Annotated in this window: 14 protein-coding genes; 9 read left to right on the top strand and 5 right to left on the bottom strand. The window is 52.6% G+C overall.

Annotation, left to right across the window (positions count from 1 at the left end):
• Positions 1-99: 99 nt before the first annotated feature.
• On the top strand, positions 100-1,695 hold the full coding sequence (locus J4E05_RS16105) for a type IV secretory system conjugative DNA transfer family protein (RefSeq protein ID WP_349597463.1): 1,596 nt from the start codon (positions 100-102) through the stop codon (positions 1,693-1,695).
• A gap of 96 nt (positions 1,696-1,791) precedes the next feature.
• Here the strand turns inward: J4E05_RS16105 and J4E05_RS16110 are convergent, their stop codons facing one another.
• The gene (locus J4E05_RS16110) at positions 1,792-2,559 is read right to left on the bottom strand and encodes an MOSC domain-containing protein (RefSeq protein ID WP_349597465.1); all 768 of its coding nucleotides are present in this window, start codon (positions 2,557-2,559) and stop codon (positions 1,792-1,794) included.
• 73 nt (positions 2,560-2,632) lie between these two features.
• On the opposite strand from J4E05_RS16110, the gene J4E05_RS16115 reads away from it, so the two are divergent.
• The 3 genes from J4E05_RS16115 (at position 2,633) to J4E05_RS16125 (ending at position 6,531) form a co-directional block, all read left to right on the top strand.
• Positions 2,633-2,941: a hypothetical protein gene (locus tag J4E05_RS16115; protein WP_349597466.1), complete on the top strand. Its 309-nt coding sequence runs from the start codon at positions 2,633-2,635 to the stop codon at positions 2,939-2,941.
• 58 nt (positions 2,942-2,999) lie between these two features.
• On the top strand, positions 3,000-5,594 hold the full coding sequence (gene clpB / locus J4E05_RS16120; protein ID WP_085591652.1) for an ATP-dependent chaperone ClpB: 2,595 nt from the start codon (positions 3,000-3,002) through the stop codon (positions 5,592-5,594).
• Between the two features lie 106 nt (positions 5,595-5,700).
• Positions 5,701-6,531: a DUF4197 domain-containing protein gene (locus J4E05_RS16125; RefSeq protein WP_085591654.1), complete on the top strand. Its 831-nt coding sequence runs from the start codon at positions 5,701-5,703 to the stop codon at positions 6,529-6,531.
• Between the two features lie 75 nt (positions 6,532-6,606).
• Here the strand turns inward: J4E05_RS16125 and J4E05_RS16130 are convergent, their stop codons facing one another.
• The 3 genes from J4E05_RS16130 to J4E05_RS16140 all read right to left on the bottom strand — a co-directional run bounded on the left by J4E05_RS16130 (position 6,607) and on the right by J4E05_RS16140 (position 10,189).
• Positions 6,607-7,020 (bottom strand): ATP-binding protein, encoded by a 414-nt coding sequence (locus J4E05_RS16130; protein ID WP_349597469.1) that lies wholly within the window; start codon positions 7,018-7,020, stop codon positions 6,607-6,609.
• A 176-nt stretch (positions 7,021-7,196) separates the two neighbouring features.
• Positions 7,197-8,123, bottom strand: coding sequence for a substrate-binding periplasmic protein (locus tag J4E05_RS16135; RefSeq protein WP_349597470.1), 927 nt, complete (start codon positions 8,121-8,123; stop codon positions 7,197-7,199).
• A 248-nt stretch (positions 8,124-8,371) separates the two neighbouring features.
• Positions 8,372-10,189 (bottom strand): AMP-dependent synthetase/ligase, encoded by a 1,818-nt coding sequence (locus J4E05_RS16140; RefSeq protein WP_085591660.1) that lies wholly within the window; start codon positions 10,187-10,189, stop codon positions 8,372-8,374.
• A gap of 167 nt (positions 10,190-10,356) precedes the next feature.
• Between J4E05_RS16140 and J4E05_RS16145 the strand changes: the two genes are divergently transcribed.
• A complete protein-coding gene (locus tag J4E05_RS16145; RefSeq protein ID WP_349597472.1) occupies positions 10,357-12,132 on the top strand; it encodes a M3 family oligoendopeptidase in 1,776 nt (591 codons plus the stop codon).
• A 1-nt stretch (position 12,133) separates the two neighbouring features.
• The gene (locus tag J4E05_RS16150; protein WP_349597474.1) at positions 12,134-13,510 is read left to right on the top strand and encodes an ABC1 kinase family protein; all 1,377 of its coding nucleotides are present in this window, start codon (positions 12,134-12,136) and stop codon (positions 13,508-13,510) included.
• 34 nt (positions 13,511-13,544) lie between these two features.
• Here the strand turns inward: J4E05_RS16150 and J4E05_RS16155 are convergent, their stop codons facing one another.
• A complete protein-coding gene (locus J4E05_RS16155) occupies positions 13,545-14,000 on the bottom strand; it encodes a MarR family winged helix-turn-helix transcriptional regulator (RefSeq protein ID WP_349597476.1) in 456 nt (151 codons plus the stop codon).
• Positions 14,001-14,143: 143 nt separating this feature from the next.
• Here J4E05_RS16155 and J4E05_RS16160 point away from each other — a divergent pair, with 143 nt between their 5' ends.
• The 3 genes from J4E05_RS16160 (at position 14,144) to J4E05_RS16170 (ending at position 17,177) form a co-directional block, all read left to right on the top strand.
• Positions 14,144-14,662, top strand: a complete 519-nt coding sequence (locus J4E05_RS16160; protein WP_349597478.1) for a hypothetical protein — start codon at positions 14,144-14,146, stop codon at positions 14,660-14,662.
• 915 nt (positions 14,663-15,577) lie between these two features.
• Positions 15,578-16,753: a Re/Si-specific NAD(P)(+) transhydrogenase subunit alpha gene (locus tag J4E05_RS16165; RefSeq protein WP_349597480.1), complete on the top strand. Its 1,176-nt coding sequence runs from the start codon at positions 15,578-15,580 to the stop codon at positions 16,751-16,753.
• The gene (locus tag J4E05_RS16170) at positions 16,746-17,177 is read left to right on the top strand and encodes an NAD(P) transhydrogenase subunit alpha part 2 (protein ID WP_085591670.1); all 432 of its coding nucleotides are present in this window, start codon (positions 16,746-16,748) and stop codon (positions 17,175-17,177) included. The genes J4E05_RS16165 and J4E05_RS16170 overlap by 8 nt, the downstream gene beginning before the upstream one ends.
• Positions 17,178-17,185: the final 8 nt, after the last annotated feature.

Below are 17,185 nucleotides of genomic sequence, written 5' to 3' on the forward strand. Positions count from 1 at the left end.
TTGTTGGGAGCAGGCCGGGTATATTTGAATAAGGCGATGGTGATTTTGCCGGAACGGTACGAAACACCATATAAAAACAGGACGATCGGGGAGGTTGCGATGGGGCCAGCGGGCTTCAGGGTGATACTGGTTTTGTTACTTGGGCTTGGCGCGCTGGTGGTGGTGATTGGCATGATCGCGCGCGATAATGCCCTTGTGCTGGCAGGCATGATATGTGGCGTGATTCCTATGGTCGTGCGGCTGTTTGTATTGTTGCTGGCTCCTTTTTTCAAGGATCGCCCGTTATTGCCCGATGCATCAGCTACCCCCTCGCAGGAGCCGGTGATAACAGAAGCAGAAGGCCATTGGGCCGACGCAGAAACCCTGCAACAGGCCGGGGTGCTGGAACCGGACCCGCAGATTTATCTTGCCCGTTTAAAGGATGGTCCGGGTTTGATCGGGTTGCAGGCCTGTCGCCGGTTAATGACGTTTTGTAACGCATCGCTTGATTTTTACCAAAGTAGCGTTATTCCCAATGCCCTGACCACGCGGGATAATTTGCTGGTATTTGAAGAAAACGGTTTGGTATGCAAGGCCGTTCGCGATCGTCGGGCGCAACTGGGACAGAAGTTGATTGTGCTGGACCCGTTTGGCCAGTCCGGCAGCACGCCGGACCATTTTAACCCGCTTGATTTTATGCGCCCGGATGGCGAAGGCATGGTTTCCGACGCCGGTATGATTGCGGAATTGTTGCTGGCTCCGCAATTTATTCGTGACCTCGACCCGCAGGATGCAAGGGTGGCACGGGTATTATTGCAGGGGTTAATTATACATACCCAGCGTCATAGCAATGCCACGTCGCGCAATTTAAACGAAATGCGTCGCAGCCTGACATTGCCGTCACATCGGTTTTACCCCTTGCTGGGCGAATTGATCGATATCGATGCCACCGAAGGGCGTATTTCCGACATTGCCTTGTCAATTATGGATATGTCAGATGATCGCCGCGATGCGATCCTTGATGCGTGCCGCAAGGCAACAGCCGTGTTTGAAATATCGGCAATTGAGAGTTCCTGCAACACCACCAGCTTTACACTTGAAGACATTACCTTGCGCGGGGTTTCAATTTTTGTGATTGGCAGCCCCCCCGAAGGATATGACGAGCCATTGGTGACATGGGCGCGGGTGGTACTGGGATGTTTGCTGTCACTGGTTTCAGGGCGGGAGCAGGGGCGGCAAACCTCGTCTTTTCTGGTGATGCTAGACAGGGTTGAAGCCCTGGGGCGGCTGGTGCAGCTTGAACGATTGCTGGGCGGTGGCGGCGGGAATGGCAATACCGGTTTAACATTGTGGCCATCATTTACCGGGGTTAGTGCGGTTATGGATGTATGCCATAACTGGGAAAATGTGGTGGGCCGCAGCGATGTTGTGCAAATATTTGGTCAGGACGGGGCGTTCGACCTGGACTGGGCCGCTGGTTTAACCGCCATGTCACGGTTTGCCGACACCGGCAACCGTACCGGCAACAGCGACGTGCCAGTACATTTGCGCGCCAAAGATAAACAGGCCATGTTGAAATCGGTTGAAGTGGCAAGGTTGCCGGAAACGGAACAATTGCTGTTTTGTAAAGGGTTGCCCCCTATTCGGGCCATGCGCTTGCATTGGGCGAACGACGATGTGTTCAGGCGTCTGGCAACGCGCCCGCCAACTTTTTAGGCTGGCGGGCGATATTTGCTGTGGCCGTTAAAATCGGGTGTCCCCGGTTTTGGTTAGTTGTTTTTGATTATGGCGATTTAACCGTAACAGGCGAGGTTAACCCACCGTGATGCTGTCGCCAGCTTTAAGGGTGCCGCTGCTGGTTGCCTCCAGATAGACCCCCATTAACAGGTGGTTCATGCCTTTGCGCAGCAATAACGGCACATTAATGTCGGATTGTGCGGTTTCGGGGTTAATGCTGGTGGCTTTGCAGCGGGTAATGGGGTGGATCATGCGAAATGAAACATCGCCAATGGTGATGGTTTGATTTTCGGCCCATTCCAGTTCGGACCATGCCGGCAGGCCATCGACCAGAAAGTTGCCGCGAAAGCGCATCGGGTCCACATGCTGGCTGGCAATTCGGTCGCCAAAATCCTTAATCGAGTCGCGGTTAAGCAGCGAAATATAGGGGGCTTCCTTATCGCCAAAATGCGTATCGGGCACCGACATGATTTTAGGGCTGCCTGCGATATCATTTTTTAAAAATGCACTCAGGAAATCCTCGATCACGGTGCGGCCCATTGCGTTTTCAAGGTTACCTTTGCAAATGGTGCGGCCATTGCGTGAAATGGCAAGGGTGGTGGTGGCATCGTCATATTCAATGCCAAGTTCGGCTAATTTGGGCGTGTTGACCAGTTGCAGGAAATTGCTTTTGCGCGCCCAGCCATCCAGCCCGCCCTGACCAAGTGATGTACTGGTTGCCAGAACATAGCGACGGTCATCTGCCAGCATGTGGTGTGCATCAATTGTTGCTGATGCCATTTCGACGCCGCGAAGCCCTTTGACCGGATAGCGCATGATTGCGCCAAGTTCACCGTTTGCCATTCTAATTTGCCTGTTTCCTGTGGCGAGCAGTTATTTTTAAGCTGCCCGTTTTTCTTTTGACAGGGTGACGTTAATGACTGTGCAGGCGAACGGCAAGCGCGCAATTGTCCTGATTTTTGACAGGGACAATTTAAAAGAAGGTCGTTTTGGCCACGCTGAAAACATCGGTGGATGTTGCGGTGCCTGTGATAGAATAAAGAAGTGTTTCAAATGGATGCACCGGTTTTGCGAAGGGTTCCTGATTTGGCAATTTTTGCCAGATGAAAAACCTTGTACGATTGGGCAGTCAGGTACTTGCGCGCTGCAAGGCTTGAGACATATCAAGGATGTTCACCTGCTGTTCCTTTATGGTAATGGCAGGATGGATGCCCATCTATGGTGACGGATGCTTCAAAGAAGGTTCGTCTGAAGGCCCCTGTTGGCTCAAGGAGTGACAGATAATGGAATTTGAGAAATTTACCGACCGGTCCAAAGGATTTTTGCAATCGGCGCAAACTTTGGCCTTGCGCGAAAATCATCAGCAATTTGTGCCGGTTCACCTGCTTAAAGTGTTGCTTGATGATACGGAAGGCCTTGCGGCCAACCTGATCAAGGCGCAGGGCGGGGACCCTAAACTTGCCCTGCAACGCACCGAACAGGAACTGGCGAAGCTGCCCAAAGTGACCGGTGCCAATGGCCAGGTTTACCTGTCGAGCGAGTTTGCCCGCCTGATTGATGAAGCCCAGAAAATTGCCCAGAAAGCCGGTGACAGTTATGTCACATCGGAACGCTTGTTGCTGGCCTTAACCCTGGATACCAAATCGGTAACCGGTAAGGTTCTGGCAGATGCCGGGGTAACGGCACAGGGGCTTAACACCGTTATCAATGATTTACGCAAAGGCCGCACTGCGGACAGTTCAGGGGCGGAAAGCCAGTATGATGCCCTTAAAAAATATGCACGCGACCTGACAGAAGCCGCCCGCGAGGGCAAACTGGACCCGGTGATTGGCCGGGACGAAGAAATTCGCCGGGCCATTCAGGTTTTGTCGCGGCGGACCAAAAATAACCCGGTTCTGATCGGTGAACCCGGTGTTGGTAAAACAGCCATCGCCGAAGGCCTTGCCTTGCGCATTGTGAAGGGTGATGTTCCTGAAACCCTGAAAACCAAAAAGCTGCTGTCGCTTGATCTGGGGGCGTTGATTGCCGGGGCCAAGTTTCGCGGTGAATTTGAAGAACGGCTGAAAGCGGTTTTGTCCGAAATCGAAGCTGAAGCCGGACAGGTGATTTTGTTTATCGACGAGTTGCACACCCTGGTCGGGGCGGGCAAGTCGGAAGGGTCGATGGATGCATCGAACCTGCTAAAACCGATGCTGGCACGGGGCGAATTGCACTGTGTGGGTGCCACCACGCTTGATGAATACCGTAAATATATTGAAAAGGACGCGGCCCTTGCCCGCCGTTTCCAGCCGGTATTTGTCAGCGAGCCGACTGTCGAAGACACGGTATCGATCTTGCGCGGGATCAAGGATAAATACGAACTGCATCATGGTGTGCGTATTGCCGATGCGGCCCTTGTGGCGGCAGCAACCTTGTCAAACCGCTATATCACCGACCGGTTTTTGCCCGATAAAGCCATCGATTTGATGGATGAATCGGCGTCGCGCCTGCGGATGGAACTGGATTCCAAGCCCGAGGAAATCGACGAGCTTGACCGCCGGATCATTCAGTTGAAAATTGAACGCGAAGCGCTGAAAAAAGAGGAAGACCACGCATCAAAAGACCGGCTGGGCCGGTTGGACAAGGAACTGTCCGAACTTGAAGATAAGTCTGCGACACTTACGGCAAAGTGGGAATCGCAGAAAAGCGAACTTGCGGCGTCGACGCATATCAAGGAACAGCTTGACCAGGCGCGCGGCGAGCTGGAACGCGCCATGCGTGACGGCTTGCTGGAGCGGGCCGGGCAGTTGCAGTATCAGGAAATTCCCGCCCTTGAACGATTGTTGGCCAAGGCAGAGGATGATCCTACCCACGGTATGAAAGACGAGGCCGTTACCGAAAAGCATATTGCATCGGTGGTGTCGCGCTGGACTGGTATTCCGGTTGATAAAATGCTGGAAGGCGAGCGTGAAAAGCTGCTTGATATGGAAAATGTCCTGCGCAAGCGCGTGGTGGGGCAGGACGATGCCGTCCGGTCCATTTCCAATGCGGTGCGTCGGGCCCGGGCCGGGTTGCAGGACCCGAACCGTCCGATTGGGTCGTTCCTGTTTTTAGGTCCGACCGGGGTTGGTAAAACCGAACTGACAAAGGCTTTGGCACAGTTCCTGTTTGACGATGAACAGGCCATGGTGCGCATTGATATGTCGGAATTCATGGAAAAACATGCGGTGGCCCGTTTGATTGGCGCGCCTCCGGGCTATGTTGGTTATGAAGAAGGCGGTTCTTTAACCGAAGCTGTGCGTCGTCGCCCGTACCAGGTGGTGCTGTTTGACGAGGTGGAAAAAGCCCATCCCGATGTGTTTAACGTGCTGCTTCAGGTGCTTGACGAAGGACGGTTGACCGACGGGCAGGGCCGCACAGTGGATTTCCGTAATACGCTGATTATTCTGACATCCAACCTGGGGTCCGAAATTCTGGCGGCACAGGGGGAAGGTCATGATAGCGGCGAAGTGCGCAGCCAGGTCATGGAAGTGGTTCGGGCGTCGTTCCGGCCGGAATTTTTGAACCGTCTGGACGAAGTCCTGTTGTTCCATCGTCTGGAGCGCGCCCAGATGGATCATATCGTTGATATCCAGCTGGGCCGTTTGGAAAAGCTGTTGGCCGATCGCAAGATCACGCTGAAGCTGGACGATTTCGCCAAAAGCTGGCTGGCGGACAAGGGGTATGACCCGGCTTATGGTGCCCGCCCGCTTAAACGTGTGTTCCAACGGTATTTGCAGAACCCGCTGGCCATGCAAATTCTGGAAGGCGTGGTGCATGACGGGGCAACGGTGCCGGTTTCGGCCGAGGCCGGTGTCTTGTTGCTAAATGGCAAGAAAGTTGAACTTGCTGACGGATAAGCCGCAGTTTTGGCCAGCTTGACTGTTTATTTTACAAACATAATTTGGCCGTGATGATTTATCACATACAATGGATGTTTCATTTTCATTGGTCGGGGAACCTTGAATGACCTTGTTGTCGCGTAAAATTGCCTGTGTTGCGGGTGCTGCCATTTTAACTGGCGGCGTTGTTTTAACTGCTGTTCCTGCCCAGGCGGAAAATTCGTTTTTCAGTTCGGCCAAGAAGGCGCTGGGCGATGTGATGAACAACCAGTCCTCGTCAGGCGATACAACGTCTTCGTCGGCGTCATCTGGCACCACGACAGGTACGAACAGCGCAGTGTCGTCGTTGTCGCAAGGGATGGTCGATGATGGTTTGCGCCAGGCCCTTGATAAAGGAATTGGTGCTGTAACCGCGATGTTAGGTGCCAAGGATGGTTTTAATACGGACCCGGTGGCGCACATTCCGCTGCCTGATACGGTGAAGCGGGCACAATCGTTGTTAAACAAGGCCGGAATGGGCAGTTACGGCGATGAAATTGAATTGCGCATGAACCGTGCCGCTGAAAGTGCGATGGATAACGCCGGTGATATTCTGGTTGATGCCGTCAAAAAAATGACTGTTGCCGATGCCAAGGCCATTTTGCAAGGGCCGGACGATGCGGCAACGGCCTATTTGCAAAAGGTTTCCGGTACCAGAATTGCCAATGACATGCGTCCGGTGATGAATGACGCCCTTTCCGATACTGGCGCGTTGCAGCTTTACGATCAGATGCTGGGGCAATATGACAAATTGCCAATGATGCCTGATGTGAAAACATCCCTTACCGATTATGCCACCGATGCCGCCATGAAAGGCCTGTTTCATTATCTGGCAGTACAGGAAGGCGAGATCCGCAATAATCCGGGTCAATGGACGACCGATGTGCTGAAGAAGGTTTTCTCGGCAGCACAATAAATTTCAGCATCAATTTATATAAGCGAAGAAAAAATGGCGGCCTTGCGTCTGTTTGGCAGACGCCGGGCCGTTGGCTTATTTGCGGGGCAGTTTTTCCCAACGATTGCGCATGGCGGTTAAACCGCGTTCCGGGACATCGTGGATGGATTTAAATTGACCCTGGCATTCAATGATTTGAACCGGAATTACGCTTTGTGCTGCCATATCAAAGTAGGGTTGCATTTCCCAAATCTGGCTGAAAGTATTGGACACAACCACACTGCGCCCGTTTTCCAGGTGGGTGCGGGTTTCGCGTTCGCACCGGGCATGGACATCGGCCAGTTTTGTAGGTGAAAACCGGTATTTTCCGGTGCCATCAACCATAAACATATCGGCTTCAAGGTGAATTAGATCGCCGTTTTGGCACAATTGTTGTGCAAGCGTTGATTTACCCGACCCCGGCAGGCCCCGGATTAGCAATAAATACTGATCGGTGTTCGGGGACGTCATAGCGTTAAGATCCAAACTGTTTAGCGAAAGGGTAATATGCAATTTCGCAGATTACCCAATATCACACCAGCCTAACCTTATGAGGCGTAATGCGTGTGCTACCGTTACCGTTACTGCAACTGTGCAACGATGTTTGGGGGCCGGTGCGGATGGTTTGGATTTGGCAACAGGCCGGGTTAATTTCCCAAATCCTGTGTGGGTGATTGCGATGCAAGCTCTACCACCAGCGGGGACCCAACGGATTTAAGATATTGTACCAGAAGGGTCGGCATTAAATCCTGCCGGTGTAAATTGCGGATGGTTTGATTGAACTGATCCGCCAGTGCAACGCAGGGGCTTTGCTGTGAAAAAAGGGCATAAAGGGCTTCGCCAGCCACCTTGACCCGGCTGAATGACAGGTCGGGATATAGATGCTGACGCAACATATCCCGGGCAACGGCGTCACTTGTTAATAAATAATCCGCCCGCCCGGCATCAAGCATTCGCAAGCCAACCTCGATTTCGGGGATTTCGTCGACTGTCAGGATGTTTTTGGCAATGGCCTGGTCCACTTCAGGGCCGTGACTGTCCCCCCGGCGCAAAAGCCCCTTCTTGCGTCGTAAATCATTAAGTGTGGGTTCGTCAAAACGGGTGTGGCTGTCATGGATAACAACAATGCGTTCATAGCCAATGGGAACATCACTATATGTTGCCCAGGCAAGGCGGTCCGGCGTGCGGTAGGCCGCAGCAATGAAATCTATCGATCCGTCCTGTGCTTCTCGTAACAGGCGGGCCCATGGCATTTGTACCAGTGTGACATCAACCTTCATTTGATTAAAGGCACGCTTTGCGACTTCAACCGATGCACCTTTTACAAGGCCATTTGCATCCTGATAGGAAAATGGTGGATAATAACTGTATCCAACGTTGATGTTACGGCAAACCTGCTGCGCAGAAGACGTAGCAGGCCACATCAGCGAGCCTGCACAAGCGACAATGATCAGAAACGTGCGTGTGATCGGAATGAAACGATAAACCGGCAGGGCATAACAAAGCCTGGGCAGGAGCAAAACGGCTGCCTGAATTTGAAAAAGAAATTCCGGGTGGTTCCGTTTGTTTTTCATTCACTCACTATGACGGATTTATTGCGCGATTACAATCTGGGCGATGGTTTGACCTTGTTTATAATCCGTTTGGTGGTGGCGGTGGATGGTTGATTTTGTATAAAAAGCGCGAATGCCTTGCAGCCAACACAACCCGATATGCACCGGGCTAACAGCCAAAATCATGCTAAATAAAAGCTGGCCGGAAAGGAATGGCGCGAGGAATCCCCTCGCCGGAATAGACCGGGCGAGGGGATGATACGCCGCAATCAGCTTTGCCGTTTGCGCTGATAAAGGGACACCAGGCGTTGTTCATAAGCCGCACGAATTTTGTGACGGCGAATTTTCATCGATGGCGTCAGCATTTCATTTTCGATGCTAAAGGCGCTGTCGGCAAAGGTGAAGCTACGTACCTTTTCGATGGTTGAAAGGCGGGTATTGACCCGGTCTACGGCCTTGCGGATCATTTTACGGAAATCCTCGTTTTCGGCCAGGGTTTCGATCTTGTTTTCAAGGTTATGGGCGCGGGCGAAATCTCGCATTACGTCTTCTTCGGGGGATAAAATGGCAACCAGATAGGGCTGGTTGTCGCCATAGATCATGGCCTGTGCGATTTCGGTTTCCAGGGTCAGCAACCCTTCGATGCGCTGGGGCGATATATTATCCCCGCCGGAATTAACGATAATATCCTTCTTGCGATCGGTAATCATCAGGCTGCCTTCATCGTCAAACTGGCCGATGTCGCCCGTGTGCAGCCAGCCGTCGATAATGGTTTGTGCGGTTGTATCGGGCAGGTTCCAATACCCCTTCATGATGCTTTCGCCGCGCAGCAAAATTTCGCCGTCATCGGCAATTTTGCATTCAACCCCCACCATTGGCGGGCCAACGGTGCGTAATTTATTGTTTTCGGCCCGATTGCACGACACAACGGGGCTAAATTCGGTTTGGCCGTAACCTTGCAAAATGCGCAACCCGCACGAGACAAACAAAACACCCAGTTCGTAGTTTAACGGCCCCCCGCCCGAGACCATGGCTTTAAGGCGACCGCCAAATCGTTGGCGCAGTTTGCGGCGTAACAACAGTTCGCACACCAGATTCTGGACCCATTCAATCGGGTTTAGTCGGGTGCCTTCATATTTTTTGCGGCCCAGACGCAGTGTCAGGTTAAACAGCTTTAGTTTAAAGCCGCCTTCTTTTTCCAGTGTACGGCTCAGGCGTTGATAGAGCATTTCATACAGGCGGGGCACTGCTGTCATGATGGTCGGGCGGACTTCGGCCATGTTGGCAGCCAGTTTGTCCAGGCTTTCGGCATAGTAAATTTGCGCACCGATACTGATGGGGAAATAAAGGCCGGCAGTATGTTCATAGGAATGCGACAGCGGCAAAAACGACAGGAAAACTTCGTCCTTAATGCCCAGGGTCTCGATAATATCGAACGCGCCTGCGCAATTGTTGATAATGGCCCCGTGACTAAGCATCACGCCTTTGGGGGCGCCACCGGTGCCCGATGTGTAAATCAGGCAGGCAGTATCTTCGCGTTTGATATTGGCAACCCAGGCGTCCACGTCGTGGTCAAGGGCGCTGCCCTCGTCGATCATGTCGTTCCAGCGTGAAATGGTAATGCCGCCAACAAAGTTTTGGCCCCAATCCTCGATCGTGATGGCGTGGCGGCAACGGCCGGAATCCAGTGCGCCATGCAAAAACGGCTGCGCCAGTTTTTTGGTCGATATAATTGCCAGGCTGGCACCGGAATCCTCGATAATATGAAGATGGTCGCGTTCGGTGTTGGTTGAATAGGCCGGGGCGGTAAATGCGCCAACGCACATAATCGCCAGGTCGGCGATGCCCCATTCGGTGCGGTTTTCTGACAATAAAATAACGCGGTCGCCGGGGCGCACCCCCGATTTATACAGCGCACGGGCAAGTGCGCGCACCTGATGGGCAGCTTCACGCCAGCTGATTGAAACAAATTCACCCGTTTCTGACGATTTGGTCCACCAAAGTGGTTTGTCGCCATGATGTTTTGCCAGATCAAAAAACATCATCGGCAAGTTCTGCCAGTTGGCATAATCCTGCAATTGCGTCATGGCGTTTCCCTGTAATCGTTTTCTTATATATATGTTGTACGAAGCCCATCGAAACGGTGATCAGATAAACTGTTTTTGATCTTTTTGCCGCGTCATGCTGGCGATTAAAATATCTTTGTCTTATATCGCAGCAAAGCCTTTTATGTTCCGAATTATCTGGAGGACCAATGAACGCGATCAACAAGAACCTGCCGACCTGGGATCTAAGCGATCTTTATGCGGATGCCAAAGACCCCGCCATTCGCAAAGATCTTGACGATGCCAAACAGCGTTCGGAGGCGTTCCAGAAGGATTATCAAGGCAAACTGGCCGGTCTTTCCGGCGATGCTTTGGCCGCGGCAATTGTCGAATATGAAGGCATTTCCGAAATTTGCGGCAAGATCGGGTCTTTTGCCGGCCTTCTTCATGCGGGGGACGGCAGCGATCCGGCAATTGGCCAGTTTTACCAGGGTGTTCGCGAACAACTGACCACCATTTCCAGCTTTACCCTGTTTTTCGGGCTGGAATTAAACCGCATCGACGAAAGTGCATTGCAAGCCAAATACGACGAAAGTGATGCCCTGGCGCGCTATCGTCCGTGGCTGGATGAAAACCGGTCTTTCCGCCCGCATCAGCTTTCGGACGAAGTTGAACAGGTTTTACATGAACGTGAAGTGGCCGGTTCAGGGGCATGGATCCGTTTGTTTGATCAAACCATGGCCGAACTGCGTTTTCCGATCAATGGTCAGGACCTGACCATGTCGGATGCGGCCAATATGTTGTCATCAACCAAGGTTGAGGACCGCAAGGTTGCCGCGAAATCAATTGGCGATGTTTTGGGCAAAAACATTAAATTGCTGGCTCACATCACCAACACCCTGGCGAAAGACAAGGAAATTGACGATCGTTTGCGCAGTTTCCCAACGCCGGTTAGTGCACGCAACCTGTCGAACCAGGTGGAAGACGATGTTGTTGAAGCACTTAGCGAAGCGGTTACGTCATCCTATGGGGATTTGTCGCACCGTTATTACAAGCTGAAAGCCAAATGGTTTGGCGTTGATCAGCTTGATTACTGGGACCGTAACGCACCCCTTCCCGAAGATGACGACCGCCAGATTGACTGGGAGTCAGCGCGCGAAACCGTTTTGAAGGCATATGGCGAATTTTCACCAAACCTGGCCGATATTGGCAAACGGTTTTTTGATAACCCCTGGATTGATGTTCCGCCGCGTGCCGGTAAATCGTCGGGTGCTTTTGCCCACCCGACTGTGCCGTCAGCACACCCCTATTTGTTGCTGAACTATCATGGTAAAACCCGCGATGTGATGACCCTTGCCCATGAACTTGGCCACGGTGTGCATCAGATTTTGGCGGGCGAACAGGGCTATTTCCTGTCCGATACGCCGCTGACCCTGGCCGAAACCGCATCGGTGTTTGGCGAAATGCTGACTTTCCAGTCGATGTTGCGCGCCGAAACCGACCCGAAAATGCGCCGCATCATGCTGGCAGGCAAGGTTGAGGATATGCTCAACACTGTGGTGCGCCAGATTGCGTTTTTTGAATTTGAAAAACGCGTGCATTCCAAACGTCGCGAAGCCGAACTGACGGTCGAGGAGATCTGCCAGATCTGGATCGACGTACAGAAGGAAAGTCTGGGAGATGCGATCCGGTATGACGAGGAATATAAATATTACTGGTCATATATCCCGCATTTCATCCATTCACCGTTTTACGTTTATGCCTATGCCTTTGGCGATTGCCTGGTGAATTCGCTGTATGATGTTTATCAAAATGCCGAAGATGGCTTTGCCGATAAATATTTCGATATGCTCAAAGCGGGCGGTACCAAGCGTCATCAGGAACTTTTGGCCCCGTTCGGGCTGGATGCATCCGACCCGGCATTTTGGCAGCGCGGCCTGAACATGATCAAACGTCTGATTGACGAGCTGGAGGAACTTTCCTGATATGAGCAATGATAACGACGACGATTTTCGCCAATCCGAAGATAATCGTTTTGGCGGACGCGTGCGTCGTTATGCTCGCGTGGGGGCGTCAGCCGGGAAACTGGCGACGCGCCTTGCGGTTGGTAAGGTTTTTGGAACCGAGGTTGATCACGGGCGTTATGCCGCCGATCTAACCGCCGCCCTTGGCGGGCTCAAAGGCCCGCTGATGAAGGTGGCGCAAATATTATCGACGATCCCCGATGCCCTGCCGCGTGACTATGCCGATGCGCTGGCAGGGTTGCAGGCCGATGCCCCGCCGATGGGCTGGCTGTTTGTCAAACGCCGGATGCGCACCGAACTGGGGGCTGGCTGGCAGGACAAATTTGCCGAATTTGGCAAGGACGCGGCGGCGGCGGCATCGTTGGGGCAGGTGCATAAGGCCACTTTGCCCGGTGGCCGCGATGTGGCCTGTAAGCTGCAATATCCTGATATGTCGGCAACCGTAGAGGCCGATTTAAAACAGCTGCGCGCAGCCTTTGCCATTTATCGCCGATATGACAGTGCAATTGATGCTGAAAACATCCAGCTGGAATTAACCGCGCGCCTGCGCGAGGAACTGGATTACGAACGCGAAGCCAAACAGATGGCGTTATATCGCCATATGCTTCGGGACGAATCCCATGTCCATGTACCTGAACCGGTGGGGGACCTGACGACGCGGCGTTTGCTGACCATGACCTGGCTTCAGGGCGGTAAACTGCAATCGTTTGTGGATCGTAATCCGTCGGAGGAAGAGCGGAACCAGGTGGCGCTGAACATGTTTCGCGCCTGGTATGTCCCATTTTATAAATACGGCGTTATTCATGGCGACCCGCATTTGGGCAATTACTCCCTATGCGATGACCTTAGCGTAAATTTGCTGGATTTTGGTTGTATCCGCGTGTTTCAGCCCAGTTTTGTTGGTGCTGTGATTTCTCTTTATCAGGCATTGCGTGATGGCGACCGCGAAAAGGCGGTGGCGGCCTATGAAAGCTGGGGCTTTACCAACCTTTCAAATGAATTGATTGATGTTTTAAATATTTGGGCCGGGTTTGTGTATGGCCCGCTGCTTGATGACCGCGAACGTAAAATGGAAGAAAGCAATTCGGTCGCCTATGGGGCCGAAGTGGCGGGCAAGGTTCATGCCGAATTGCGCCGTTTGGGCGGGGTAAAGCCGCCGCGTGAATTTGTGCTGGTAGACCGGGCTGCGGTTGGCTTGGGATCAGTTTTTTTAAGGCTCGATGCCAAGGTCAACTGGTTTCGCATTTTCCACGATCTGGTCGGCGATTTTAATGAAGCCGAACTGGCAGGCAATCAGGAAGCAGCCCTGCAACAGGTGGGGCTGGTTCGGCCCGAATAACCCTGACCTTGGTGCTTTTAACTGCTTGCGTATCTTAGCTTTCGGCTTGTTGCGGGTCTTTGATGGCGTCGGCGAATTTGCGGGTCAGACGGACAAGTTCGCTAAGGTCGTGTTCATCCCATTGATTGAAAATAGCCTGTCCGATCCGTTCGCGGGCACGGTCGATGGCGTCGGTCATTTGTTTGCCTGCCGGGGCAATGATTGCATGACGTACACGTTTATCTGTCGCGCCGGATTGGCGTGTGATCAGGCCCAGATTTTCCAGTTTGGCAATTTGACGGCTGACGGTTGTGTGGTCGCGGCCAACCCGTTCGGCCAGGTCAACAATGCCAATCGGGCCAAGTTTTTCCACCAGAACCAGTAATGGAAACAGCGCGCGGTCAAGCGTGATGCCTGCCTCGCGGATCATGGCATCATCGCGCTGCGGGCGGTTCATCACGCTGATGATTTCGATCAGCGCACCGTGCAGGTTGCGCATCTGCGTGTTCATATGTGTATTTTGCACGCTTTTTCTTGACATCAACCCGGCCTCTGTTATGTGCATATTACACATTATTATAGAAGGTATGCCGACATTGCCACGGTAAATTGCACAGATTTACAAGTGGCCCGGCCAAAACAGGATTTGATGGCATGACCAAAATGGCTTTCTTGCGCAGCTGGGCGACCCAACTAACCATCGGTGCCTTTCTATTGATGGCGGGAACCGGCCTGATGCTGTTTTTTGAATTTGAAGACGGGTTAACTGCGGTAGTGCATCAGTGGTTTTCGTGGTTTTTTCTGATCGGGGCCGGGGCGCATATTTTTGTTAATTTCAAACCGTTCAAAAGTCGGTTGAAGTCACGGTCGGGTACTATTTTTGCTGCCGGTTTCGGGATTGTTTTTGTTTTGTCGTGTTTTTCATGGGGGCTGATTACCGGCCCGCAACTGGAACGCCCGATTGAGGAAGCCCTGGTCTTTGCCCCGTTATCGGCACTGGCGGCGGTTATCGGAAACCAACCGGACGTGATTATTGCAAAGCTGGCCGGGCAAGGTATTGCCGCAACACCGGAACAATCGATTTATAAGGTGGCAGAGAAAACCGGCATTGATGAAAACATTCTGCTGGGCATTATCTTTTTACCCGACAGAAAGACATTGGCGGCAAAGTAACCCTGTACAACAAATCCTTGTGTGAGGTCCTGCCCCTGTGACAGCCATAAATACAGATGAAAGCCGGATGGCACAATGATGTGATCCGGCTTTTTGTCGTTTCAGGAGGACGCACTATCGGGCGGGTTGTGGAAATTTCATTCGGGGAACCATCGGGGCTACAGACTCGGGTTTGTATAATTTCCCGATCTTCAGGGTTTTTCTTCCGGGCAAAGGATAAATTTCTGTATTTGAAGGTAAAAGTCCGGGAAGGCTGGCACGAGGCGGCGTAAATTTTTTTGCTATCCCTGCTTGCGTTGTGGCGACTTTAATGAAAACCTCCGGGTGTATTGGTGGGGCGTATTTAATCCCTTGCGCGGGTGTGATTTGGCAAGAATTGTTGGAAATCAAGGGATTGATTGCGCTTCTTCTGGAATGGCACCTGTTCCATTCAGATAAAGGTGTGTGTGGTTTTCCGCATATTTGCCCTGCTGAGTATTGTAAACCAAAAATAAGTTAAGTGTGATTTTTATATGGTTTTGCTGTTGAGGTCTTGAGAAGAAAATCGCATCTTTCGGTCAACGCAGACAAAGCGGGGCGCTGGTGAATGTTTGTCCTGAGCACCATCGGCGGGTGGGACCCGGTTTGTCACCAAGGCTTTGTTGCCTCGGAAAGCGTGGTGGGAAAGTGGGCGGTTTCTTCTGTTAATTCAGAAGAACCGCCTTTTTTCGTCCTGAACCGAATTTTCCCTTTCGCGGGAAATGGGCTAGGGGCCGTTGCAGCCAGGGTTGCAGTGCTAGCAAGTAAGGAACGACCGGGGCGCCGGACAAGGGTTTAATAAAACAATACCAAAGTCCCGGAAACAGGGACGCTACAATAAACGAATGACTGACATACCAGACAGGATTGTTCAAATAGGGAAGGAGGTACGACGCGATGAAGCTGGCCGTTCCAAAGGAAATATGGCCCGGTGAAAAACGCGTTGCCATCACGCCCGATACCGTTAAGAAATTTACGGGATTGGGATTCGAGGTGGTGATCGAAACCGGTGCAGGCGAAAATGCGTCGATTGCGGATGATCGTTACGCCGATGCCGGAGCAACCATTGCCAAAACGGCAAAGACCGCTGTGGCCGATGCCGACATCGTGCTGAAGGTTCGCCCGCCGATGGTCGAAGGCAAAACCAACGAGCTTGCGACTTATAAAAAAGGGGCTGCCGTCATCGGGCTGATCGAGCCTTATGACCGCGCCGAACTGATTGGTAAAATGGCCGAAGCCGGCGTGACCAGCTTTGCCATGGAACTGGTGCCGCGCATTTCACGCGCCCAGTCGATGGATGTTTTATCCTCGCAGTCAAACCTTGCCGGTTACCGTGCCGTAATTGACGCGGCCTATGAATTTGGCCGTATTTTTCCAATGATGATGACAGCGGCAGGCACCCTTGCCCCGACCCGTGTTGTTATTGTGGGGGCGGGTGTTGCCGGTTTGCAGGCAATTGCCACGGCCAAGCGCATGGGGGCGGTTGTTTCGGCATTTGACGTGCGTCCGGCGGTAAAGGAACAGGTCCAGTCACTGGGCGGTACCTTCATCGAGGTGGAGGATGACGAAGCCGAAACGGCCGAAACTGCGGGGGGCTATGCCCGCGAAATGTCGGACGCTTACAAGCAAAAGCAGGCGGCCAAGCTGAAAGACGTGTTGGCGAAAACCGATATTGTCATCACAACAGCCCTTATTCCCGGGCGTCCGGCCCCGGAAATTGTTACCGCTGACATGGTTGCGGGCATGAAGGATGGCTCGATCATTATTGATCTGGCAGCCGAACGTGGCGGTAATGTTGCCGGGGTGAAGGTGGGTGAAACCATCATCACAGATAACGGCGTTAAACTGATCGGTCCGTCCAATATTGTAAGTTCGGTTCCGACTGATGCCACCGCGATGTATGCCAAAAACCTTTTGAATTTTGTGACCCTGATGGTGGATAGCGAAAAAAAGGAACTGGCATTTAACCGCGAAGACCAGATTATTGCCGACACCATGTTAACCCATGACGGCAAAATCGTTCATCCGAAATTTGGTGCCCAGGAACCGTCGGGGGAGGCTTCCGATGACTGATCAATCTTTAACCCAGTCTGCCAACGACATGCGCGATGCCGCCCTTGGCCTGGCCGAAAAAGCCGCCAAGTTGGCCGATCAGGTGGCAGCGGGCGCACATGACATGGCAAATGGTGCCGCACATGCGGCATCCTCTGGCGGTGTCAGCCCAACGGTGATGGGCCTGACAGTTTTTGTATTGGCCTGCTTTGTTGGCTATTACGTGGTGTGGAAAGTAACACCCGCCCTGCATTCGCCGCTGATGGCGGTGACCAATGCCATTTCATCGGTGATTATTGTCGGCGCGCTTCTGGCGTCTGGCCCGGTGGATATGAACATCTCCAAGGTTATGGGGTTTGTTGCCGTGGTATTGGCATCGATCAATATCTTTGGCGGTTTCATCGTCGCGCAACGCATGTTGCAGATGTTCAAGAAAAAGAAGTAGGGAAGGGG

Origin of the sequence: Thalassospira sp. NFXS8, from assembly GCF_040148805.1 — a bacterium.
Lineage (GTDB): Bacteria > Pseudomonadota > Alphaproteobacteria > Rhodospirillales > Thalassospiraceae > Thalassospira.

Excerpts from the sequence above, each read along its gene's own strand:
- J4E05_RS16105 (WP_349597463.1), top strand. The coding sequence starts at position 100 with ATGGGGCCAGCGGGCTTCAGGGTGATACTGGTTTTGTTACTTGGGCTT.
- J4E05_RS16155 (WP_349597476.1), bottom strand. The coding sequence starts at position 14,000 with ATGAACACGCAGATGCGCAACCTGCACGGTGCGCTGATCGAAATCATC.
- J4E05_RS16130 (WP_349597469.1), bottom strand. The coding sequence starts at position 7,020 with ATGACGTCCCCGAACACCGATCAGTATTTATTGCTAATCCGGGGCCTG.
- clpB (WP_085591652.1), top strand. The coding sequence starts at position 3,000 with ATGGAATTTGAGAAATTTACCGACCGGTCCAAAGGATTTTTGCAATCG.
- J4E05_RS16140 (WP_085591660.1), bottom strand. The coding sequence starts at position 10,189 with ATGACGCAATTGCAGGATTATGCCAACTGGCAGAACTTGCCGATGATG.
- J4E05_RS16160 (WP_349597478.1), top strand. The coding sequence starts at position 14,144 with ATGACCAAAATGGCTTTCTTGCGCAGCTGGGCGACCCAACTAACCATC.
- J4E05_RS16165 (WP_349597480.1), top strand. The coding sequence starts at position 15,578 with ATGAAGCTGGCCGTTCCAAAGGAAATATGGCCCGGTGAAAAACGCGTT.
- J4E05_RS16150 (WP_349597474.1), top strand. The coding sequence starts at position 12,134 with ATGAGCAATGATAACGACGACGATTTTCGCCAATCCGAAGATAATCGT.
- J4E05_RS16125 (WP_085591654.1), top strand. The coding sequence starts at position 5,701 with ATGACCTTGTTGTCGCGTAAAATTGCCTGTGTTGCGGGTGCTGCCATT.
- J4E05_RS16170 (WP_085591670.1), top strand. The coding sequence starts at position 16,746 with ATGACTGATCAATCTTTAACCCAGTCTGCCAACGACATGCGCGATGCC.
- J4E05_RS16115 (WP_349597466.1), top strand. The coding sequence starts at position 2,633 with ATGACTGTGCAGGCGAACGGCAAGCGCGCAATTGTCCTGATTTTTGAC.
- J4E05_RS16135 (WP_349597470.1), bottom strand. The coding sequence starts at position 8,123 with ATGAAAAACAAACGGAACCACCCGGAATTTCTTTTTCAAATTCAGGCA.
- J4E05_RS16145 (WP_349597472.1), top strand. The coding sequence starts at position 10,357 with ATGAACGCGATCAACAAGAACCTGCCGACCTGGGATCTAAGCGATCTT.
- J4E05_RS16110 (WP_349597465.1), bottom strand. The coding sequence starts at position 2,559 with ATGGCAAACGGTGAACTTGGCGCAATCATGCGCTATCCGGTCAAAGGG.